16 protein-coding genes are annotated in these 17,336 nt (G+C 56.1%); 11 read left to right on the forward strand and 5 right to left on the reverse strand.

Annotated features, from left to right (window positions below; all coding sequences use genetic code 11):
* Positions 1–137 precede the first annotated feature (137 nt).
* The 4 genes from ACK3BK_RS04645 to ACK3BK_RS04660 all read left to right on the forward strand — a co-directional run bounded on the left by ACK3BK_RS04645 (position 138) and on the right by ACK3BK_RS04660 (position 5,576).
* Complete coding sequence (locus ACK3BK_RS04645; protein WP_411383813.1) at positions 138–1,466, forward strand: tyrosine-type recombinase/integrase; 1,329 nt, start codon at positions 138–140, stop codon at positions 1,464–1,466.
* A gap of 1,014 nt (positions 1,467–2,480) precedes the next feature.
* A complete protein-coding gene (locus tag ACK3BK_RS04650) occupies positions 2,481–3,743 on the forward strand; it encodes an AAA family ATPase (RefSeq protein WP_232895161.1) in 1,263 nt (420 codons plus the stop codon).
* Complete coding sequence (locus tag ACK3BK_RS04655; RefSeq protein WP_411383814.1) at positions 3,740–4,639, forward strand: DUF4435 domain-containing protein; 900 nt, start codon at positions 3,740–3,742, stop codon at positions 4,637–4,639. Before ACK3BK_RS04650 ends, ACK3BK_RS04655 begins: the two co-directional genes overlap by 4 nt.
* Before the next feature lie 388 nt (positions 4,640–5,027).
* Positions 5,028–5,576, forward strand: coding sequence for a hypothetical protein (locus ACK3BK_RS04660; RefSeq protein WP_411383815.1), 549 nt, complete (start codon positions 5,028–5,030; stop codon positions 5,574–5,576).
* Positions 5,577–6,326: 750 nt separating this feature from the next.
* Here the strand turns inward: ACK3BK_RS04660 and ACK3BK_RS04665 are convergent.
* Positions 6,327–7,268, reverse strand: coding sequence for an aromatic alcohol reductase (locus ACK3BK_RS04665; protein ID WP_411383816.1), 942 nt, complete (start codon positions 7,266–7,268; stop codon positions 6,327–6,329).
* A 96-nt stretch (positions 7,269–7,364) separates the two neighbouring features.
* Here ACK3BK_RS04665 and ACK3BK_RS04670 point away from each other — a divergent pair, with 96 nt between their 5' ends.
* The 3 genes from ACK3BK_RS04670 to ACK3BK_RS04680 all read left to right on the forward strand — a co-directional run bounded on the left by ACK3BK_RS04670 (position 7,365) and on the right by ACK3BK_RS04680 (position 10,250).
* A complete protein-coding gene (locus ACK3BK_RS04670) occupies positions 7,365–7,868 on the forward strand; it encodes a winged helix-turn-helix transcriptional regulator (RefSeq protein ID WP_063542999.1) in 504 nt (167 codons plus the stop codon).
* Positions 7,869–8,284: 416 nt separating this feature from the next.
* Positions 8,285–9,097, forward strand: coding sequence for an alpha/beta fold hydrolase (locus ACK3BK_RS04675; protein WP_411383817.1), 813 nt, complete (start codon positions 8,285–8,287; stop codon positions 9,095–9,097).
* Positions 9,090–10,250 (forward strand): ATP-binding protein, encoded by a 1,161-nt coding sequence (locus ACK3BK_RS04680; protein WP_411383818.1) that lies wholly within the window; start codon positions 9,090–9,092, stop codon positions 10,248–10,250. Before ACK3BK_RS04675 ends, ACK3BK_RS04680 begins: the two co-directional genes overlap by 8 nt.
* A gap of 52 nt (positions 10,251–10,302) precedes the next feature.
* Here ACK3BK_RS04680 and ACK3BK_RS04685 read toward each other — a convergent pair whose 3' ends face one another.
* A complete protein-coding gene (locus ACK3BK_RS04685; RefSeq protein ID WP_063543005.1) occupies positions 10,303–10,560 on the reverse strand; it encodes a DUF2790 domain-containing protein in 258 nt (85 codons plus the stop codon).
* Between the two features lie 574 nt (positions 10,561–11,134).
* Here ACK3BK_RS04685 and ACK3BK_RS04690 point away from each other — a divergent pair.
* Complete coding sequence (locus ACK3BK_RS04690) at positions 11,135–11,356, forward strand: hypothetical protein (RefSeq protein ID WP_186667693.1); 222 nt, start codon at positions 11,135–11,137, stop codon at positions 11,354–11,356.
* 90 nt (positions 11,357–11,446) lie between these two features.
* On the opposite strand, the gene ACK3BK_RS04695 is transcribed toward ACK3BK_RS04690, so the two are convergent.
* The 3 genes from ACK3BK_RS04695 to ACK3BK_RS04705 all read right to left on the reverse strand — a co-directional run bounded on the left by ACK3BK_RS04695 (position 11,447) and on the right by ACK3BK_RS04705 (position 14,071).
* Positions 11,447–11,896: a hypothetical protein gene (locus ACK3BK_RS04695; RefSeq protein ID WP_186710024.1), complete on the reverse strand. Its 450-nt coding sequence runs from the start codon at positions 11,894–11,896 to the stop codon at positions 11,447–11,449.
* Positions 11,893–12,801 carry an NAD synthetase gene (locus ACK3BK_RS04700; protein ID WP_411383819.1) on the reverse strand — a complete coding sequence of 303 codons (909 nt, stop codon included), beginning with the start codon at positions 12,799–12,801 and terminating at the stop codon, positions 11,893–11,895. The genes ACK3BK_RS04695 and ACK3BK_RS04700 overlap by 4 nt, the downstream gene beginning before the upstream one ends.
* Positions 12,802–13,144: 343 nt before the next feature.
* Complete coding sequence (locus tag ACK3BK_RS04705; protein ID WP_288374260.1) at positions 13,145–14,071, reverse strand: LysR family transcriptional regulator; 927 nt, start codon at positions 14,069–14,071, stop codon at positions 13,145–13,147.
* 137 nt (positions 14,072–14,208) lie between these two features.
* Here ACK3BK_RS04705 and ACK3BK_RS04710 point away from each other — a divergent pair, with 137 nt between their 5' ends.
* From ACK3BK_RS04710 to ACK3BK_RS04720, 3 genes are all read left to right on the forward strand, one after another.
* On the forward strand, positions 14,209–15,468 hold the full coding sequence (locus ACK3BK_RS04710) for an MFS transporter (protein WP_411383820.1): 1,260 nt from the start codon (positions 14,209–14,211) through the stop codon (positions 15,466–15,468).
* An 18-nt stretch (positions 15,469–15,486) separates the two neighbouring features.
* The gene (locus ACK3BK_RS04715) at positions 15,487–16,416 is read left to right on the forward strand and encodes a carbon-nitrogen hydrolase family protein (protein ID WP_063543033.1); all 930 of its coding nucleotides are present in this window, start codon (positions 15,487–15,489) and stop codon (positions 16,414–16,416) included.
* A 310-nt stretch (positions 16,417–16,726) separates the two neighbouring features.
* Positions 16,727–17,290 carry a hypothetical protein gene (locus tag ACK3BK_RS04720; protein ID WP_411383821.1) on the forward strand — a complete coding sequence of 188 codons (564 nt, stop codon included), beginning with the start codon at positions 16,727–16,729 and terminating at the stop codon, positions 17,288–17,290.
* The last annotated feature ends 46 nt before the right edge of the window (positions 17,291–17,336 follow it).

Consider the following 17,336-nt stretch of genomic DNA (forward strand, 5'->3'; position numbering starts at 1 on the left):
TGCTTTGGAAGCCCTCTAAACCGGCCTTCTGGCCGGTTTTTCATTTCCACGACCCTCCGTCGGGAACCAACAAAATCCCCAATAACCGGGGGTATTTTTGGGGTACAGCGTCTTTCCTGAATGGAGAACGTACCCCAATGCCACGCCTAGCCACTCCGCTCAGCGACCTCAAATGTCGCACGGCCAAACCGCGTGATCGCGCCTACAAACTGTTCGACGGCGGGGGCATGTACCTGTACGTCGCGCCCAGTGGCTCGAAGACTTGGCGGCTGCGGTATTTCAAACCCAACGGTAAGGAAGGCACGCTGATCATCGGCAAGTACCCCATCGTTTCGTTGGCTGTCGCACGGACCAAGCGTGATGAGGCCAAGGCACTGTTGCTCGACAACCTTGATCCGATGGAAGAAAAGCAGAAGGCCAAGATCGCAGCCCAGCGGGCGAGTCTTCTCTTTGAAGCTGTCGCCTTGGAGTGGCATGTCGAAATGTCCCGGCGCTGGACTGAGGGGCACGCCAAGACGGTGCTGAGCAGGTTGCGTACCCATGTGTTTCCACTAATCGGCCAGCGGCCTATCGCTGAACTCGACACCCATGATCTCCTTGAGGTCACCCAGCGGATCAAGGATCGCGGCACCATGGATGTAGCCCTGCGTGTGCAGAACTGTCTATCCACGATCATGCGGGGTGCGAAGCGGGCGCGGCAGATCACTCAAAATCCGGCGCTCGATCTGGCCGGCTCGATTCAAGCGCCACGTACCGTGCACCGTCCTGCGCTCTCGCTGAACCGCCTTCCTGAATTGTTGAGCCGAATCGACAATTACACCGGTCGCGAGCTGACTCGGCTCGCAGTGCTGCTGACGCTGCATGTGTTCGTGCGCTCCAGTGAACTGCGCTTCGCTCGGTGGAATGAATTCGACCTGCAACGGGCGATGTGGGAGATCCCGGATACCCGTAAGCCGATTGAAGGTGTCCGCTATTCCACACGCGGGACCAAGATGAGTGGGGACATTCAGATAGTGCCGCTGTCGCCTCAAGTCATCGAGATCCTTGAACGGCTGCGCAGCTTGAATCGCTTCTCTGAATTGGTGTTGCCCGGTGATCACAGGTACTGGAAACCCTTGTCGGAGAACACGGTTAACCAGGTGCTGCGCAATATGGGCTACGACACCACCAAGGACGTGTGCGGGCATGGGTTCAGGACCATGGCTTGTAGTGCCTTGCTCGAATCAGGGTTGTGGACGGATGCGGCGATTGAGCGGCAGATGAGCCATCAGGAGCGTAACCGCGTTCGCGCCGCTTACATCCACAAAGCCCAATTTCTGGAGCAGCGTCGGTTGATCATGGCGTGGTGGAGTAACTACATCGATGCCAACAGATCGGGTCATGTCACCCCGCATGAGTTTGCCCATCCGGTAGGCGACAACGTCACCGTCTTGCCAAATGGGCATGGCGCATTCAATCGCGGGTGAGTCTGAAAGATCGGCGCTGGCGGCTCTTTCACGCGGGTCCATCCAAACAGGGCTGCAAAGCCGCCCTGTTTGGATGGACCTCACTTTGAAGAGCTAAAAGCCACGACGTTATCCGGGATGTACCACGGAATTCTACCGGTGGATAACCGCTTTTCAGGTCCCAAGTAGCGCTGAATTTCGGCCCTTGACCGGGTTTATCCACAGGCGTAGAACTGGCCGTGCAAGCGCTGTCGATGACAGCATCCCAGGTGGCCCGAACCTTCAAGGTCACGCCGCTCTCGCGGTGGTTCTCCCCAAAGGCGATTCGCATCCGGCAGCTCGCCCGGTCACTACCCATGTGATGGATGCTCTTACACATATAGCGCTCGTGCGCCAGACACACCGTACCTCGCTGCCCTGCAGCAACCTATCCGCTTGGCCGAATATTGCGCCAACCTGTGCCCGTCTCTTTCTTCTGGAAAGAGACGGGCACTTCTACCACTGCTGCAGCCCTGATCGCACAAGGCTTTGCGGCAATCCCCCTCGTGACAATCGGCGTGACAAACGCCGATGTCACCAGCAACAGCGATGTAGATGACGGTGCCGCAGACCAGGGAATGGACTGCACCTGACTGACAGTCAGGCATGCCCCGGTCATCGCATTGCTGCTTGCACATGGCTCAGGATCTTCAGGCGCTTGTCTCGTCAGCCAGTGCTGCCTCCACCCGCCCACCGGTAACGGTGTTCAGGAGGCCAGATCATGAGATGCCCGTGCTCCCGGCCGTAAGGAGCCGCCAGTCCCGCGTTAAAGGACATCCCCACAGGTCGCAGGGGCCTTGATCCCTGATAACACTCAGCATTCTTGGCGGGATGACGTGGGGGCTCAACACATGGTCAATGAAGGGGGCTGAATCGAAATAGGCTGCTATGAGAGTGGTGTGATTTTGAAACCCTATGGGCTGTTCAGTTGCGAGATCAATGTGCCATCATTGCGGCTAGGAGAATTTCTTCAATGGTGAAATTTAGTAGGATGCTATGAACATCATCGAAAGTGTATACATAAAGGGTTTCTGGGGAGATCATGAGGTTTCGATCAAAACCAATGACTCCTACAATTTTATAATTGGACCTAATGGTTCAGGGAAATCTACAACTTTAAAATTGATCGCAGGGGTGCTGTTTGCCGACCAAAGTTACTTGGCAACTCTTGATTTTGATTACATAAAGATTGCACTAAAAGATCCGGGCTCAAGAAAAAAACCCTACATCGAGGTAACTCGAAACAGAGATGCACCATTCTTCCATTGTGACTACAAAATATTTGAAACCTCTTCTGAGAAGCCGTACGCATACGTCCTAACAGAAAATGATGGTTATGATAACGCGCTCAGAAGAAACTATTTCCTCAGAATGCAATTAGCCGGCAAGGCAGCTGCCGGAAAAACTCTGACCACGCATCTAAAAGAGATGGTTTCACTGACCTGGCTCTCAGTCCAGCGCATAAATACAATTGCGAACGAAAATTCCTCAGATCCATTGGACTCAAGGCTCGAAGACTTTTCCAATAGACTAGTCAGGTATTTATCAGCGCTGAGCAAAAAAATAAACGTACTAAACGAAAACTTTCAAGAACAAGTTTTTCTATCGTTACTTGTCATTGATGAGGATAAACAATTTCCCATTCCAATTGCGACAAAGCTTGAGAGTGAAAAAGCTGCTCTTGTACAAATATTTTCTGAGTTTCGCGTTGATAAGAAAAACTACACAAAGAAAATTCAATCTCACTTCGGGGTTCTTGATCGACTTAGAAAAAAGATGGAGGCCAGCGAGGCCCCTACTAGCACAGAAATAATGGCTTTATTCTCTTTGCATAGGATTGAGAGTACAGTAGATTTTTGGGAGGACATTACATCAAACAAAAGAAAGCTTCTCGCGCCTAGAGACTTATTTATTAGTCTGCTAAATGAGCTTATGCAGCGGAAAACTCTGCATATAAATGAAAGGAATGAAATAGTTATAACCACGAGCTCTGGGAAAACCCTAAAGCCAAATCAGTTGTCATCTGGCGAAAAGCAGATACTAATTATTCTTGGTGAAGCATTACTGCAAGAAGGCAACACCTTTATATACATGGCAGACGAGCCAGAGATTTCGTTGCACGTAGCATGGCAAGAAACTCTTGCAAAGAACATAAAAAGCCTAAATCCGTCCGCTCAGATTATATTTGCTACCCACTCCCCTGACGTTGTAGGTGAACACCAGGGGAATTTGATAAATATGGAGCGCTGCATAAAATGACTTTTGTGCGGACCAACTCAGGGCTCTCAAATTTCCATGCCTTCTTTGGTGTTGAGTATATAGTTTACTCGGAAGGTGGTGACCCGAAAAAATCAAAAAAAAATGAACATTCCGACGATGCAACAATTGATGAAGTATGGTCTATCGACTCTATTTTCTGGCGTAGTGTGTTCTCAAAATTCCTACCAGGAACTGCAATCAAGATTAAGTCACTTGGTTCAAAAGATTTTGTGCGCCCTTATGCAGAAAAAATTCAAACTAATTCGATAAAAAATTCTATTGCCGTATTCGATCGTGACTACGATTGCTATAGAGGTGAAATAATTAATCACCCAAGGGTCCTCTACACTTATGGATACAGTTGGGAGAACGACTCATGCCGACCAGAGTTCCTCATATCCATTTTGGGATCAGTGCATCCTAGCGGCACGATCCCCGCTAAATTCTCAGAGGAAATCAGGTTTAAATTTGATCTTTTCCTAAAAAGCATAAATAGAGTAGTTTTTGTCGATTTACTATGCGGGCTGAAACGCATCAAGGGCGTGGACAGAGAGCAATACTGGGGTTTAATAGACACCTCTTCGCCTTCAGGCTATAAGGTCAAAAAAGATAAATTTAAGGCTCTCATACAGGACATCAAACTTCGTCGAACCGTCCCGCTAAGGTACTCCGGTCATAATCGTATATCAGCTTACAATGATTGCTATGGAAAGATGGTGTCTATGTTCTGCTATTCGGTATTTTGCGACTACTACAAGTTAATTACTGGCCAAAAAAACATCCCTAGGCACTTTGCAGACAACATGATGGCTCAAGCCCTGAGTAAAGGCGACTTGAACTCGCTTCCAGAGTTGAGAGACTACTATCAAAGTATGATGGCCCGCATAAATGTATAGTCTTCAAAGCTGTCCATATATCCGGCTAGTGTCTTTGGCTGCATCGGACTCAAAGGGGCAGATTTATTTTTTGTGATGTTCGCTGATGAAACATAAACTTTGGGCATGTGCCGCTTCAAGATGCGGCACTCGAATCGCTCCCTCGAAGGTTGTGACGTTCATTCTCCAGACTAATGGGGAGCTAGCCGAGCGTTTCGGATACGCGTCAGGCTTCTTGGCCGATCTGCCAAAAGTCGGTGTCTGTACCGATGAAGAGGCTGCCGAATGGAAATTTCAACTCCGCCAAGCGAAGGATGAGGCCTCTGAAAGATTGGTAGATCTAGATTGATAGGGTCATGGACTTAGAACAACAGTACTGGTTTGATTTTTTATCAATGGGGATTGGTAAGTGGACAGCGCGCTGCTTGGGATTTTAGGTGTGATCATCGGGATCGTTGCAAATGAATGGATTCGCCGGAGAAACCGCATAGAAAGCTATGCTCAAAAGACTTTTGAAAAGCGACTTGAAATTTATGAAGTTCTGTTTCAGCTCGTCAACGCAGGCGGTGCAGCAGGCACTAAAGCCATCAAGGACTCATCGCTTTGTTTTGAAGATCGATTTGATTTGGTCAATGGGGCTATCGTAGACATTGTCCAGTGGTGCGATGAACACAGTCTTTATCTAGATGAGGAAGTTACAATTCAATGTGTAACTCTACTCATGGGTGTCGAGGACGTACAGGACATGGTTGATGAGGCCGAAAAGGGAGAGAAGATCGAAAGCTTTTATCTCCAATTACGCTATACAAAGGACATGTTGAAAAAAGCCTCAGGAATTCAGGATGTGAACAGTTCGTTCACACTGATGACGAAAGCGAAATTTAGAAGCCCGGTGCTGGATTATTACAATCAGCAGAAAAAGGCTATGCGTAAGGCCAACAAAAAGAAAACCGCCTGACCAATCCAACGATAGTACTTGAAAACAAAAAGACGCCTTAGTAGGGCGGTTTTTCTTTCACAGGGCACTTCAACGAGAGCTTCATGTTACAGACTGCTTCGTCGGTTCAAAGCGTGACAGATCCCAGCGCCGCCGACCAGAACAGCTTTCGCAGCAACTTCCGCCGCATTCAGACGGCGAGTTGGAGCCATGCACGTGGCCAGTGATCTGCGTATTCGTGTCCTCGACCAGTCGAGCAGGTCGCTAAGCACCTGCCGCTGATGAAACATAAGTTTTTAGCCTGCCCAGCGCCAACGAACGTCAGGAGGTGATGCTCGATTAGGCTACCACAACATCATTACGCCACTACACCCTCAATTCTGTCGTGGTCAAGCGGGCGTAGCACCCGTAGGGCATTAACGATTCGAGTGGTTCGTATAGACCGGTGGTGTGGGAGGCGGTAGATATTGGCTAGAAACGGTTGATCTATAGGCGACTTTGAGTCGTTTTCTGCCGATCCCTATAGAGGATTTGAAGCGGGTGGTCGTAGCTCTCACCGGAGCCAAAATTTTCCCAGTTCGATTCCACGGACAGCCATAACCAGCTGATTTTTTTATAGACACCCTATGAGGTACATCAAAAAATCCACCAAATTCCAGCCCCGCGAAAACCGTGCCCTCACGCCCAACAACCGTCCGTCTGTCTCCGCACCAGTCCCACCCCTTTCCCCCCCCAGGCGCATCTCCGAACTTCCCCACCCTCTACCAGCGCCTACCTCCCTTGAAGGTTTGCGCGAGCCCACTGCTCGGCGGTCGTGACGTTAATCGCTTGCTGTTCATTAAATGTGCCCGCTTTCGGCCAGGCCACGCCTCGGCCCTGGGCAAACACGGCCCGGTACTTCTTGATGTGATGAGTCGGGTCTTTTTCCAGTTCGTCCATCAGATACGGAACCGTCCATTCGTTACGTTTGAAAGGTCGTCCAAGGACACGTTCGAGCAGCCCAGCAACTTCATCGTAAGTAACCGTGTCGCCCGAGAGATACACGATTTCGTTGCGCAAGCGGGGCTCGAAGAAAACGATCTCTGCTGTCAGCGCCCCGATGTCATCGGGTGTGGTCAGTGTGACGCTGTTATCCAGCCCGCCCAGCGCGTTCACCGTGTCATTCTCGAAGTCCACCACTTCAAAAATGGGCTCAAACATGAAGCTGGTGAACATGCCCGTCGAGATGATGACCCACTCAGTCTTGTCTTGAGCCCTCAGCAACTCGCGAACGTCAAGCTGGGCATCGAAAAGGTCCTGCGGGCTTCCGCGTCCAATCACCTCAAAATCCACGCCGAACTGCCACGGGAAATAGCGCTTGACGCCGGACTTCAGAGCCGCAGTGGCAAGCTTCATCGGAGTTTCTCGGCCTGCAACCATCCCTGCGCAGCCAATGACGGTATCGAATTGAGCGAATACCGCCGCAAGCTGGTCGATGGAGTCGCTCACCAGATCGGCAGCGACCATCTGAATGCCGAGGCTACGAAGTTCATCGATTTCGGCTTTTTTCGCCGGGACTTGGGTGTTGATGGTGGATTCGCGCAGCAGCACGCTGACCGTTGAGCCTGGGGCTCGTTCTGCAACCCGAGCAAGGTTGCGAAGCACGGGCAGCCCAAGCTCTCCTGCGCCTAATACGAGGATCGATTGAGGGGTTGGCTGGGTGGAATGGGTCATGATTTGTCCTGGTTAAAGTTGCCTGTAAGATGGACAAATGCTTGCACGACTATGCAGCGCTCGTAAGAAGGCACACGCGTGATACCAGGGGGAAGCATGGCCGATCATGAAGCTTTGAGGCAGGCGCAAGCCATCTGCCAGACGCTTAGAGAGGATGACGATGGGGTCAGGCGTGAGGTACTTGCACATGCGGGCAGTCGCTGGTCTCTGGGCATTCTGCATGCGCTAGGTGTCTACGGCACGATGCGCCACGCCGATATCAAACGGCAGTTGCGTGGCATTACACAGCGCATGCTGACCAAGACACTGCGATCACTTGAGCGGGATGGCTTGGTCAGCCGCCACGAGTTCCAAGAGATTCCGCCCCGTGTTGAATATGACCTGACTGCGCTGGGGATGCAGCTGCTTGTCCGCATGTCACCTATTTGGACGTGGGTGGTTGAAAACGTGGAGCAGATCCGCGAGGCCCGCCACAGGTTCGACAGTCAGGACGGAAAGACACCGTTCTGGCAAGAGCCCGTTCCGATGCCTGCAAGTTCGGTTACTGGCTATGACAGCCCGCTGATAGAGCAGGCTATAACAGCGAAGAGAGACAAATGATTGTTGCGGAACACATCGAGAGTTCACCTCGAAAGTGTCTGGTCCGCGATACCCTCATGGCGGCTAACGCTTCCGCTTTCAACGTCTACAGCCACGTCCTGTCCACATGGCGGGGCTTAGCGCTGTAACCTGTAGATCGGATCTGTGCTCGATCAGCAAGCAGGTCGAGCACTTGAATCTGGCCTACACCTTAGCCCGCCCGTGCCGAAATCAGCTCGAACGGCGCCTCGTTCAATAATCCGCGGGCTATGTCCAGGCGTATCGCGTATGGTGCCCACGTGTGCCTGTTCTGGTACAACAGTTACTTTCGACTGCTGCGGAGTCACAGTCGCACCCCGCTTGTCCCATGACTCACCTAATCTTTCGGAAGATCGGGCAGTCGGGCGCTGCTAATAGCCAATTACACCAGGATTTTTATGACCCTGCAGAAGCGTAGCAACGTCCATATTGTTGGGGACGGAGGGGTAACCTTGATCCTGGCGCATGGGTTTGGCTGTGACCAGAGCATGTGGCGGTTGCTGGTGCCGCATTTCTCCAAGAGCTTCCGCGTTGTTACCTATGATCTGACCGGCGCTGGGCAGTCTGAGCTTGAGGCGTACGATCATGGCAGGCACGCGTCGCTGTGGGGGCACGCAGCGGATCTTAACGAGATCATCAACGCGTTTGCGAAGGGCCCCGTGATCCTGGTGGGGCACTCGGTCAGCTCGATGATCTGCGCCTTGGCCACTGTGCAGTCGCCAGAGCGGATTGCTGCGCTGGTGATGATCGGCGGTTCGCCTTGCTACGTAGACAAGGGTGACTACACCGGCGGATTCTCGCCGGATGAAGTGCTGCAAATGCTGGCAACCATCGACGACAATTATCTCGGCTGGGCCGGGACCATGGCGCCTGTCTTGATGGGGGCACCGGGGCAGCGGGGGCTTCACGAAGAGCTGCTGGAAAACTTTGCTCGCACCAACGCCTTTATCGCCAGGCATTTTGCCCGTGTGATCTTCCTGTCCGATCACCGGCAGGACATTTGCGGGCTGTCGACACCCACGTTGATCCTGCAATGTCCCGGCGACGTGGTCGTGCCAATGGAGGTTGGCGATTATCTGCACCAGGTGCTGCCCGACAGTACGTTGAGCATCATCAACAATATCGGCCATTTCCCGCAGCTGAGCGCGCCCAGTGCATGCACGGCTGCAATGGATGCTTTCTTCGTAGAACGTGGGTTCAGTGATGGATGACACCGCGCAGTTGCTCACAGCAGCGTATTTCGAGAACGCCCCGTGCGGACTGGTTGTCATGGCCGCGGATGGCACCATCATCCGCGCCAACCAAACGTTCTGCGATTGGCTGGGATACGACTCGACGCTGATGCACGCGTGCAGTTTCGAGCAGTTGCTGACGGTGGCTGGGCGTGTGTTCCAAAGCACACACTGGAAGCCATTGATGGACATGCAGGGCTCTGTTGCGGAGGTTAAGGTCGACCTGCAACATCGCAATGGAACAGCCGTTGCCATGTTGCTCAATGGTGTCCGGCAGGCAAGTGACGACGGGGTCGTCTACCAGTTGGCGTTGTTCGGCATTAGCCAGCGAGACCGCAATGAGCGGGGGGTATTCTTGGCAATGCAGCGCGCCGAGGAACTGCTGGCACAGAAGGCCGCCGCCGAATCAGCTTTGCAACGCGCCCAAGTCGAGTTGGCCGCAGCCTATGAAGATGTGCAGCATCGGGCACTGCTCGCCGAACGAATGGTCGCTGTGGCTAGCCATGACCTGAAGAATCCGATGACGGCCATCAAGATGGCTACTGAGCTGCTTGCACGCGATGTCCAATCCGACCGGGGGCGTCGCCTGCTGGGCAGCATTGGCACTTCTGCCGAAAGAGCGCAGCGCATGATCGTCGATCTTTTGGATTTCGCTTCGATCAAACTCGGTCAGGGCATCGGTATCCGTCGCCAACAAGTTGATCTTCTGAAGGCCATGGACCAATCCGTGAGTGAGCTCAGGATTGTTTTTGGCAACGCAAGCATTCGTCATTTGTCTCGGGGGCAAGGGACATTCGAGGTGGATCAGGACAGGTTGCATCAGATGATCGGTAACCTGGTCGCCAACAGTGCGGCATATGGCGACCTTCGCTATCCCATCACGCTCACTACTGAGTTCTGCGGCAACGGTGTGGTTTTGAGCGTTCACAACCACGGCCCTGCCATCGCCGAGGAATTGCTGCCGAAGTTATTCGAGCCGATGACGCGTGGTAGCGACCGGCAAGATACGCTGCGTTCGCTCGGGCTTGGTTTGTTTATCGTCAAGCAGATCGCCGAAGCCCATGGTGGCCGGGCTACCGTGACGTCCAACCCAATCTATGGCACCACTTTCATCATCCACTTGCCCTATTGAACTGCCGGCACTGCCGAACATTCCCTCACGGATTAAGCAACACTCCAGAGCCTCAGTCGTCAGTCAAACCTTTCCCCATCGCTGTGTATTCAAGCGTATGCCGTTGGCCTTTGGAGTCTTCGTAGATCATGCGCGCGGGTACCAATTCGCGCACGTCGGGCACTTCGCTCACGGAGATCACTCGGGCAATGTCCAGGTGCTGCGAGTAGTTGTACCGTTCAACCGGCGGCTGCTTGAAATCCTGCGCCACTTCATTGGCCATTGCCGTGCTGCAAAGGCCGCCAAACACCAATGCCACTAACGCTTTCATTTTCAAGTTACCTGTCTGTAGTGAGGGGGCTTGCGGCGCCGCGAGCGCCGAGTTGCACCCAGTGTTCTACAGGCGGATTAGTTGAGGGTTAACAGAGCAGGGTCGCCGGCCCTGGGCGTATGTCGGACTGTTCCCAAAATGCGGTTCACGGCTTCTTCGGGCTTCGCCGCGCCTTGCACTGATGCCCCGTTAGGCATAAATTCCCTCCAGTCGCGGCAACCTCCGCGACCGGGTTTGGCGACCCGTACGAAAAGGCGCATCGGCGCCCCGATCACGATTGCAGGCGCTTTTTTTGTGTCCGCAGTTTCGTGCAATGGCGGCTGTGCGTGGGAGACCCTCGGGTCTGCCGGGTTCCTTTTCCTCGGTTCGCCAACCTGCGTACAGCTGCCACCCAATCGTTTGGCGACGATTGACGTGGTGCTTCAACTGAAAAGGATCTCATGCATGCTTATCGCTATCCCTTACAGGATCCTCGCATCCGCTCTCCGCCGCTGTTCATCAGCGCCGGTATCTCGACCCCATCGCTTTTACCCTGTCCACAGTCAGTCCACCCGCGAACTGAGGCAGGTGTCCCATGACTGACCACGAGCGCCTTTCCACAATCCAATCCTATGCCTGGACCCTCGAACTCCTGGGCGAGGCACTGGCTCAATACGATGAACTGCTTGAGTGTGAGCACAACCCGCAGTTGAGCGGTCGAGGTGCGGCGGGGATTCACCAGGCCATCCGCATCATCGGTCGGATGACGGCGGAGGAGTGTGGGAGGTTGATTGATTTGGCGGGGGAGGCTGTGTAGCTGTTGGAGGTGTTGTTGGCCCTCGACCGCCGGGGCCGCTTTGCGGCCCTTTCGCGGCACGAGGCCGCTCCCACACCGACTGGGCTTGAGCTACCGACGGAGCTTTTCATAGGCGATCCATTCCTCGCGCATTCGCCGGATCACTTGAAGTCTTTTGCACATTTGGCGGTAGCGGCGGCTGTTGTAGCAGGCGAGGGCCGAGGTGGCCGAGAGCATGCCCACCAACGAAAACAACTCTAATCCAGGCTTGAAGTAGCTTATGCAGTTGGCTGCAAGGCATATCACCAATACCCCTACAATCCACCATGTGAATTTTCCTCTGCCACGGATTACCGAGTACTGAGCGCACCCCAGCACGGTCGTGCCCAACATCAGCAGAGTAAAGGAGTACTCAAGGTAGTTTGGATGCTTGCGAAAGTAGACATCTGCTATGGCGCCTGCTCCCGTAGAGATGGCGATAATTGCCAGCAACATTGCCAGCGCAAGGATCGGGAAAAATCGTTTGAGAAAGGTGCCTAAACAAAAGGTAAGAAACATCATTCGCTGATTTCCTCTATCAGCATTACAGCAAGGTTCTGGACCATCCCGTTCCCGATGATGCCGATGCCGCTAAGGATGGACTCACTGATAAGTGCAATGGTCGATTTCCTGATTTGTGCGGGCATAAAGCGTTTGGGAAGGGTACCGAGACGTTGTTTGAGTTTTAGTTGTTTACTCGTCAGCGACGGGTGTTTGATCGAGAGGATTTCTCTCATCAGCGTGCTGCGTTGCTGGCGACTCAGTGTTCTACTCAACGAGAACCATCCTGCACCTGTCAGGCTTTTGCGCATCTGGAGATATTTGATCGTGTTCAGAGAGGCGCTGGCGATTCCGAGCAAAGAGATGATGTCTAGCAGCGGTGCAACAATCTTGAACCAAGTTTGATTATCGAGTTCATCATTGCTTTCCGGGGCGTGAAGCTCCAAGTGAACACGGCGCACTCCAATCGCACACTGGGCGGCAGATGCCAATAAAGCTCCGTAACCAGCAATGCTGATAGCAATCCCAGGGCCACCGGTGATAGCAGTCAAAACACCTCCATTCACTATCAACAGCAACCCGCCGATAAATCCCGTACACGCCACCCCAGTATTCCAGAGATCCGAAATCAACCTGGACTGCCGCGGATCCTTCACCTGCTGCTCAAGATGCTGCTCAGCCGTAACCGGCCTAGGCAGCTCCTGCAACACCACCCTCTTCGGCAGCACACTGCAAACAGGCTGAAACGCCCGCAAGGTAATCGCGTTGTAATGAGTATCGACATAAACCACCCCCGCCCCAACGATGGCGGGATCGCGGTCGATTGCGGCATACAGTTTGGGAAGATCGATCGAGCTTTCGATCCGCGCTCGGGCGAAAGGCTTGAACGGGTTGCCACCTAATTCCGTGATGGGCGGGCGAGGCATGACGGGTCCTGAGCAGGGCGTCAGGAGAGACCGTTGGGTCAGCCGCTAGCCCGCAATTGAGGGACTCGCGAGCATAAGAAGGCGCTATTGGCGGGTATGTCGGACCGTTCCGATATGATTGTGGGAGAGCGCCGCCGCGAGCTTTGCCCCTGGTCGTGGGACACGTCGCAACGACGCGGACTGTTGCCAGCGAAGTTTCATCATCTTCCGTAACCACTACCGGTTTGAGGTGGTGCGGTCAGTCTGTTCGTCCTTGAAGCGCAGCATCCCTTGCCCGGGCACCATGGGCATGAACTCGTCATGCGCGTGGGCCCTAGTTTCGTAGGCACAGTCGGTCCGGAGGCTACCTCACCACCTGGGCCAGGTTGCCGATGAACTGCCGCAGCCATTCATGATGCGGTTTGTTGTGCCGGGCAATGTCCCAGACCATGAAACAGCGGAACGACGGCACCGGGAAGGGCACCGGGCTCACGGTCAGGTCGGTCATCGCCGCATAGCTCTCGGCGGCGAAGCTGGGGATCGTGGCGATCACTTCGCTGTTCATCAAGGTGCTCAGTGCACCGCTGAAATGGGTGAACGAGGCGGTGACATGCCGCGCATAGCCTGCCGCCTCGAACATGTCGTCGATGAAGCCGCGGCGGCCATCGTAGGAAATCCGCACGTGATTGGCGGCGAAATAGTCTTCCAGGGCGATGGGGTCGTTTGCCGCTCCATTGCGTGGACGGTAGAGGCAGGCGTAGGACGAGGAAAACAGCACCTGCGAGGAATAGCTGGTGTTGAAGTCCTTGGGTTCGGCACAGATCACCAGGTCCATGTCGGGGTCTTGCAGCGACTGTTTCCACAGCGAGCTGTTGCTCTGGTGGAAGGCGAAGGTCACGCCCAGGCCTTCGGCCGCTGCGGCGTTGACGATGCGCGGCGCAAGGCAGGCCTCGATATCGTCAGACAGGCCGATATTGAAGACATAACTGGAATCGTGCGGCGAAAAGTCGGGTTCTGTGCCCAACAGGCCGGATATGGAGGTCAGGGCTTCGGTGATCTTCGGCGCCAGCTCCATGGCCTTGCGCGTGGGTTGCATGCCCGAGGCGGTGCGGATGAACAGCTCGTCGCCGAAGTGTTCGCGCAGGCGGCGCAAGGCCGAGCTCACTGCGCCCTGGGTCACGTGCAGCATGGCTGAGGCGCGGGTGGCGCTGCGTTCGGTCATCAGGCAGTGAAAGGTCAGCAGCAGGTTCAGGTCGATCCGAGAAATATTACGTACGTTAATCCGGCTCATATTTCCTAATCGTTTGCCCCGTGGTCGGTGGTGTTTCTAGTCTGGTGCCCACAACAGATAACAACACATAGGTGGATCCGGTGGGCACGATTTCGCATAGCGTGGGTGAAAGCAATACCCATACCAGGGGTGGGCAGGTGGATATCCGCAAGCGCGCCATCGCGGTAGGGATCGGCAACTTCATGGAGTGGTTCGACTTCGCCGTTTACGGCTATTTCGCGGCGGTGATCGGGATGCTGTTCTTCCCGTCCAGCGCGCCTGGCGTGTCGCTGCTGTCGTCGCTGGCGGTATTCGCCGTGGGCTTTCTCTCGCGGCCGTTCGGGGCGCTGATCCTGGGGCCGATCGGTGACCGTTTCGGCCGCCGGGCGGTGCTGATCATCACGGTGTTCGGCATGGGGGTGTGTACCACGATCATCGGGTTGTTACCCACCTACGAGGCGATTGGTATCGCAGCGCCCGTGCTGTTGATCGCCATGCGCTTCGTGCAGGGGATGATGGTTGGCGGCGAGTGGTCGAGCGCAGGCATCTATATTGTCGAGAGTGCGCCGGCGAATCGCCGCGCCACGGCGGCCAGCGTGATCACCGGGACTGCCGGGCTGGCGTTCCTGTTCGGCACCTTCGTCGCCGCGACCATCACCACCACGCTCAGCGACGCGCAACTGACGGCCTGGGGCTGGCGCCTGCCGTTCGTGGCCTCGATCGTCATGACCGGCATCGCCATCTTCATTCGCCGCAAGCTGGGCGATACCCCGGTGTACGAAGAGATGGTGCGCCAGCGCGATTCGGCGCAGGCCCCGAGCAAGGCGGTGCGGCGCCGGGCGTTCATCACCACCTTTGCCTTTTCGGCGCTGTTCGGGGTGTCGCTTTATTACTTCGTCACCTACGCCAACAACCACCTGGTCACCACCGTGGGGCTGCCGCGCAGCATGGCGCTGTGGCTGTGTAGCATCGCGCTGGTGGTGTACGTGATCGTCAACCCGCTGATCGGCCGGCTCAGTGACCGCATCGGCCGGCGCAAACTGTTGCTGGGTGCTGCCGCGGCGCTGACGGTGCTGGCGTTTCCGATTTTCCTGTTGATCAACAGCGGCAACAGCGCGGCGATCCTGCTCGGCTTGATCATCCTGGGGGTGCTGGTGGCGGTCACGGCAGTGATGGACGTGGTGCTGCTGGTGGAGGTCTTCCCGGCCTCGATCCGCTCCACCGGCGCAGCGCTGGGGCACAACCTGGCGCTGGCGATTCTGGCAGGCCCGGGGCCGTTCATCGCCGCGGCGCTGATCCGCATGACCGGCGACGCCAACCTGCCCGCTGCCTACCTCGCCGGGGTCTCGCTGCTGTGCTTGCTGGTGCTGTGCAAGACCTTGCCGGAAACCCGTGACAACGACATCAGCCGTTTCTAACCACAGACAGGAGTCATCATGACCCGTGTAGCAATCATCCAGGCCGCTTCCGTTCCTTATGACGCGATGGCCAGTGTCGAGAAGGCCGCCGGCATCCTGCGGCGGGTGGCGGAGCAGGGCGCACAACTTGCGGTGTTCCCCGAAGCGTTCATCGGCGGTTATCCCAAGGGCGCGGCATTCGGCAGTGTGGTGGGCAATCGCAGTGCTGCCGGGCGCGCGCTGTACCAGCGCTACGTCGAGGGAGCCGTGGCCCTGGACGGCCCGGAGCTTGCGGCCTTTGCCGAAAGCGTCGAGCAGACGGGGGTGACCGCGGTGGTCGGCATCATCGAGCGTCATGGCCGCACCCTGTACTGCACCGCTGTCACCCTCGCGCCGGGCCGGGGCATTGCCGGTTATCACCGCAAGCTCATGCCGACCGGGCAGGAGCGCCTGATCTGGGGCTTCGGCGACGGCTCGACCATTGAGCCGGTGCAGACCGACTTCGGTGTGCTCGGCAGCGTGATCTGCTGGGAGAACTACATGCCGGCGCTGCGCCAGGCCATGTATGCGCAAGGGGTGCAACTGTACTGCGCACCGACTGCCGACGATCGACCGTCGTGGGCCAGCTCCATGGTGCATGTGGCGCTGGAGGGCCGGGTGTTCGTGCTCTCGGCCTGCCAGGCGATTCGCCTGGGCGAGTATCCGCAGCAGCACCGCGAGGCGTTCGGGCTGGACTTCGCCGACGACGACTACGTGATGCGCGGGGGGAGCATGATCGTCAGCCCCTTGGGCGAGGTACTGGCCGGGCCGGTGTTCGATTGCGAGACCGAGTTGTACGCGGATCTGGACATGAGCCAGTTGAGCCAGGGCAATCTCGACTTCGATGTGGTGGGCCATTATGCGCGGCCGGATGTGTTCGAGCTGAAGGTCAATACCGCGCCGTTGCGGGCGGTGAGTTTCGACGGCTGAGATCGCCGGGGCCGCTTTGCGGCCCAATCGCGGGACAAGCCCGCTCCCACAGATACGTGCGCTGAGTCCAGTGTCAGCGCAGGTATCTGTGGGAGCGGGCTTGTCCCGCGATTGTATCGCCCTGTATCTCATCCCTGATCCTGCGTACTTGCATACAAATCCCTCCCTCCCCGGATACGCCCCCGATACACGCTGACGTTCAAATGGCTCCACCCGAACGAACGGGGCCAGGCGCCCCGGTTCATCGGCTCTCTCGCCCTAGGGGCAATGAACCCAGCGGTACGACCGCACTGACATCCGGAGAAACGCCATGTCCCATACCCCGATTTCCAGCAAGGCTCGCATCGGCCTGTTCGCCATCGCCCTGGCAGGCGGTATCAACGTCACCAGCTCCGCGTTCGCCGTTGAAGCACTGCCGCAGGGCTACCAGCTCGCGGCCAACGACAAGGCCCCGGAAGGCAAGTGCGGGGAAGGCAAGTGCGGCGCCAAGGGCAAGGCCACCCAGGCCGAAGGCAAGTGTGGGGAAGGCAAGTGCGGTGCCGAGGGCAAGGCCACCAAGGCCGAAGGCAAGTGTGGCGAGGGCAAGTGCGGTGGCCAGGCGAAAGCCACCGGGGCGGAGGGCAAGTGTGGTGAAGGCAAGTGTGGCGATGCCTCCTTCGCCCGCACCGACACCGACCACGATGGCCGCGTTTCGCGTGCCGAGCTGCTGGCCGTGGCACCGAAGGCCAACGCCGAGTTCGATGCGATCGACGCCAACCACGATGGTTACCTGTCCGAGGCGGAGGTGTATCGGTTCCGCAAGCATCAGTTCGACGCCAACGGCAAACCGTTCCCGTCCGACCTGTACAGCCGCCTGAGCCAGGCCAAGCAGTAACGGCCATCCGCGCCCTTCCCGCACCCTTGGTCGGGGAGGGCTGTGC

It is taken from the genome of Pseudomonas sp. L7 (assembly GCF_046605565.1).
GTDB classification, from domain to species: Bacteria; Pseudomonadota; Gammaproteobacteria; order Pseudomonadales; family Pseudomonadaceae; genus Aquipseudomonas; species Aquipseudomonas wayambapalatensis.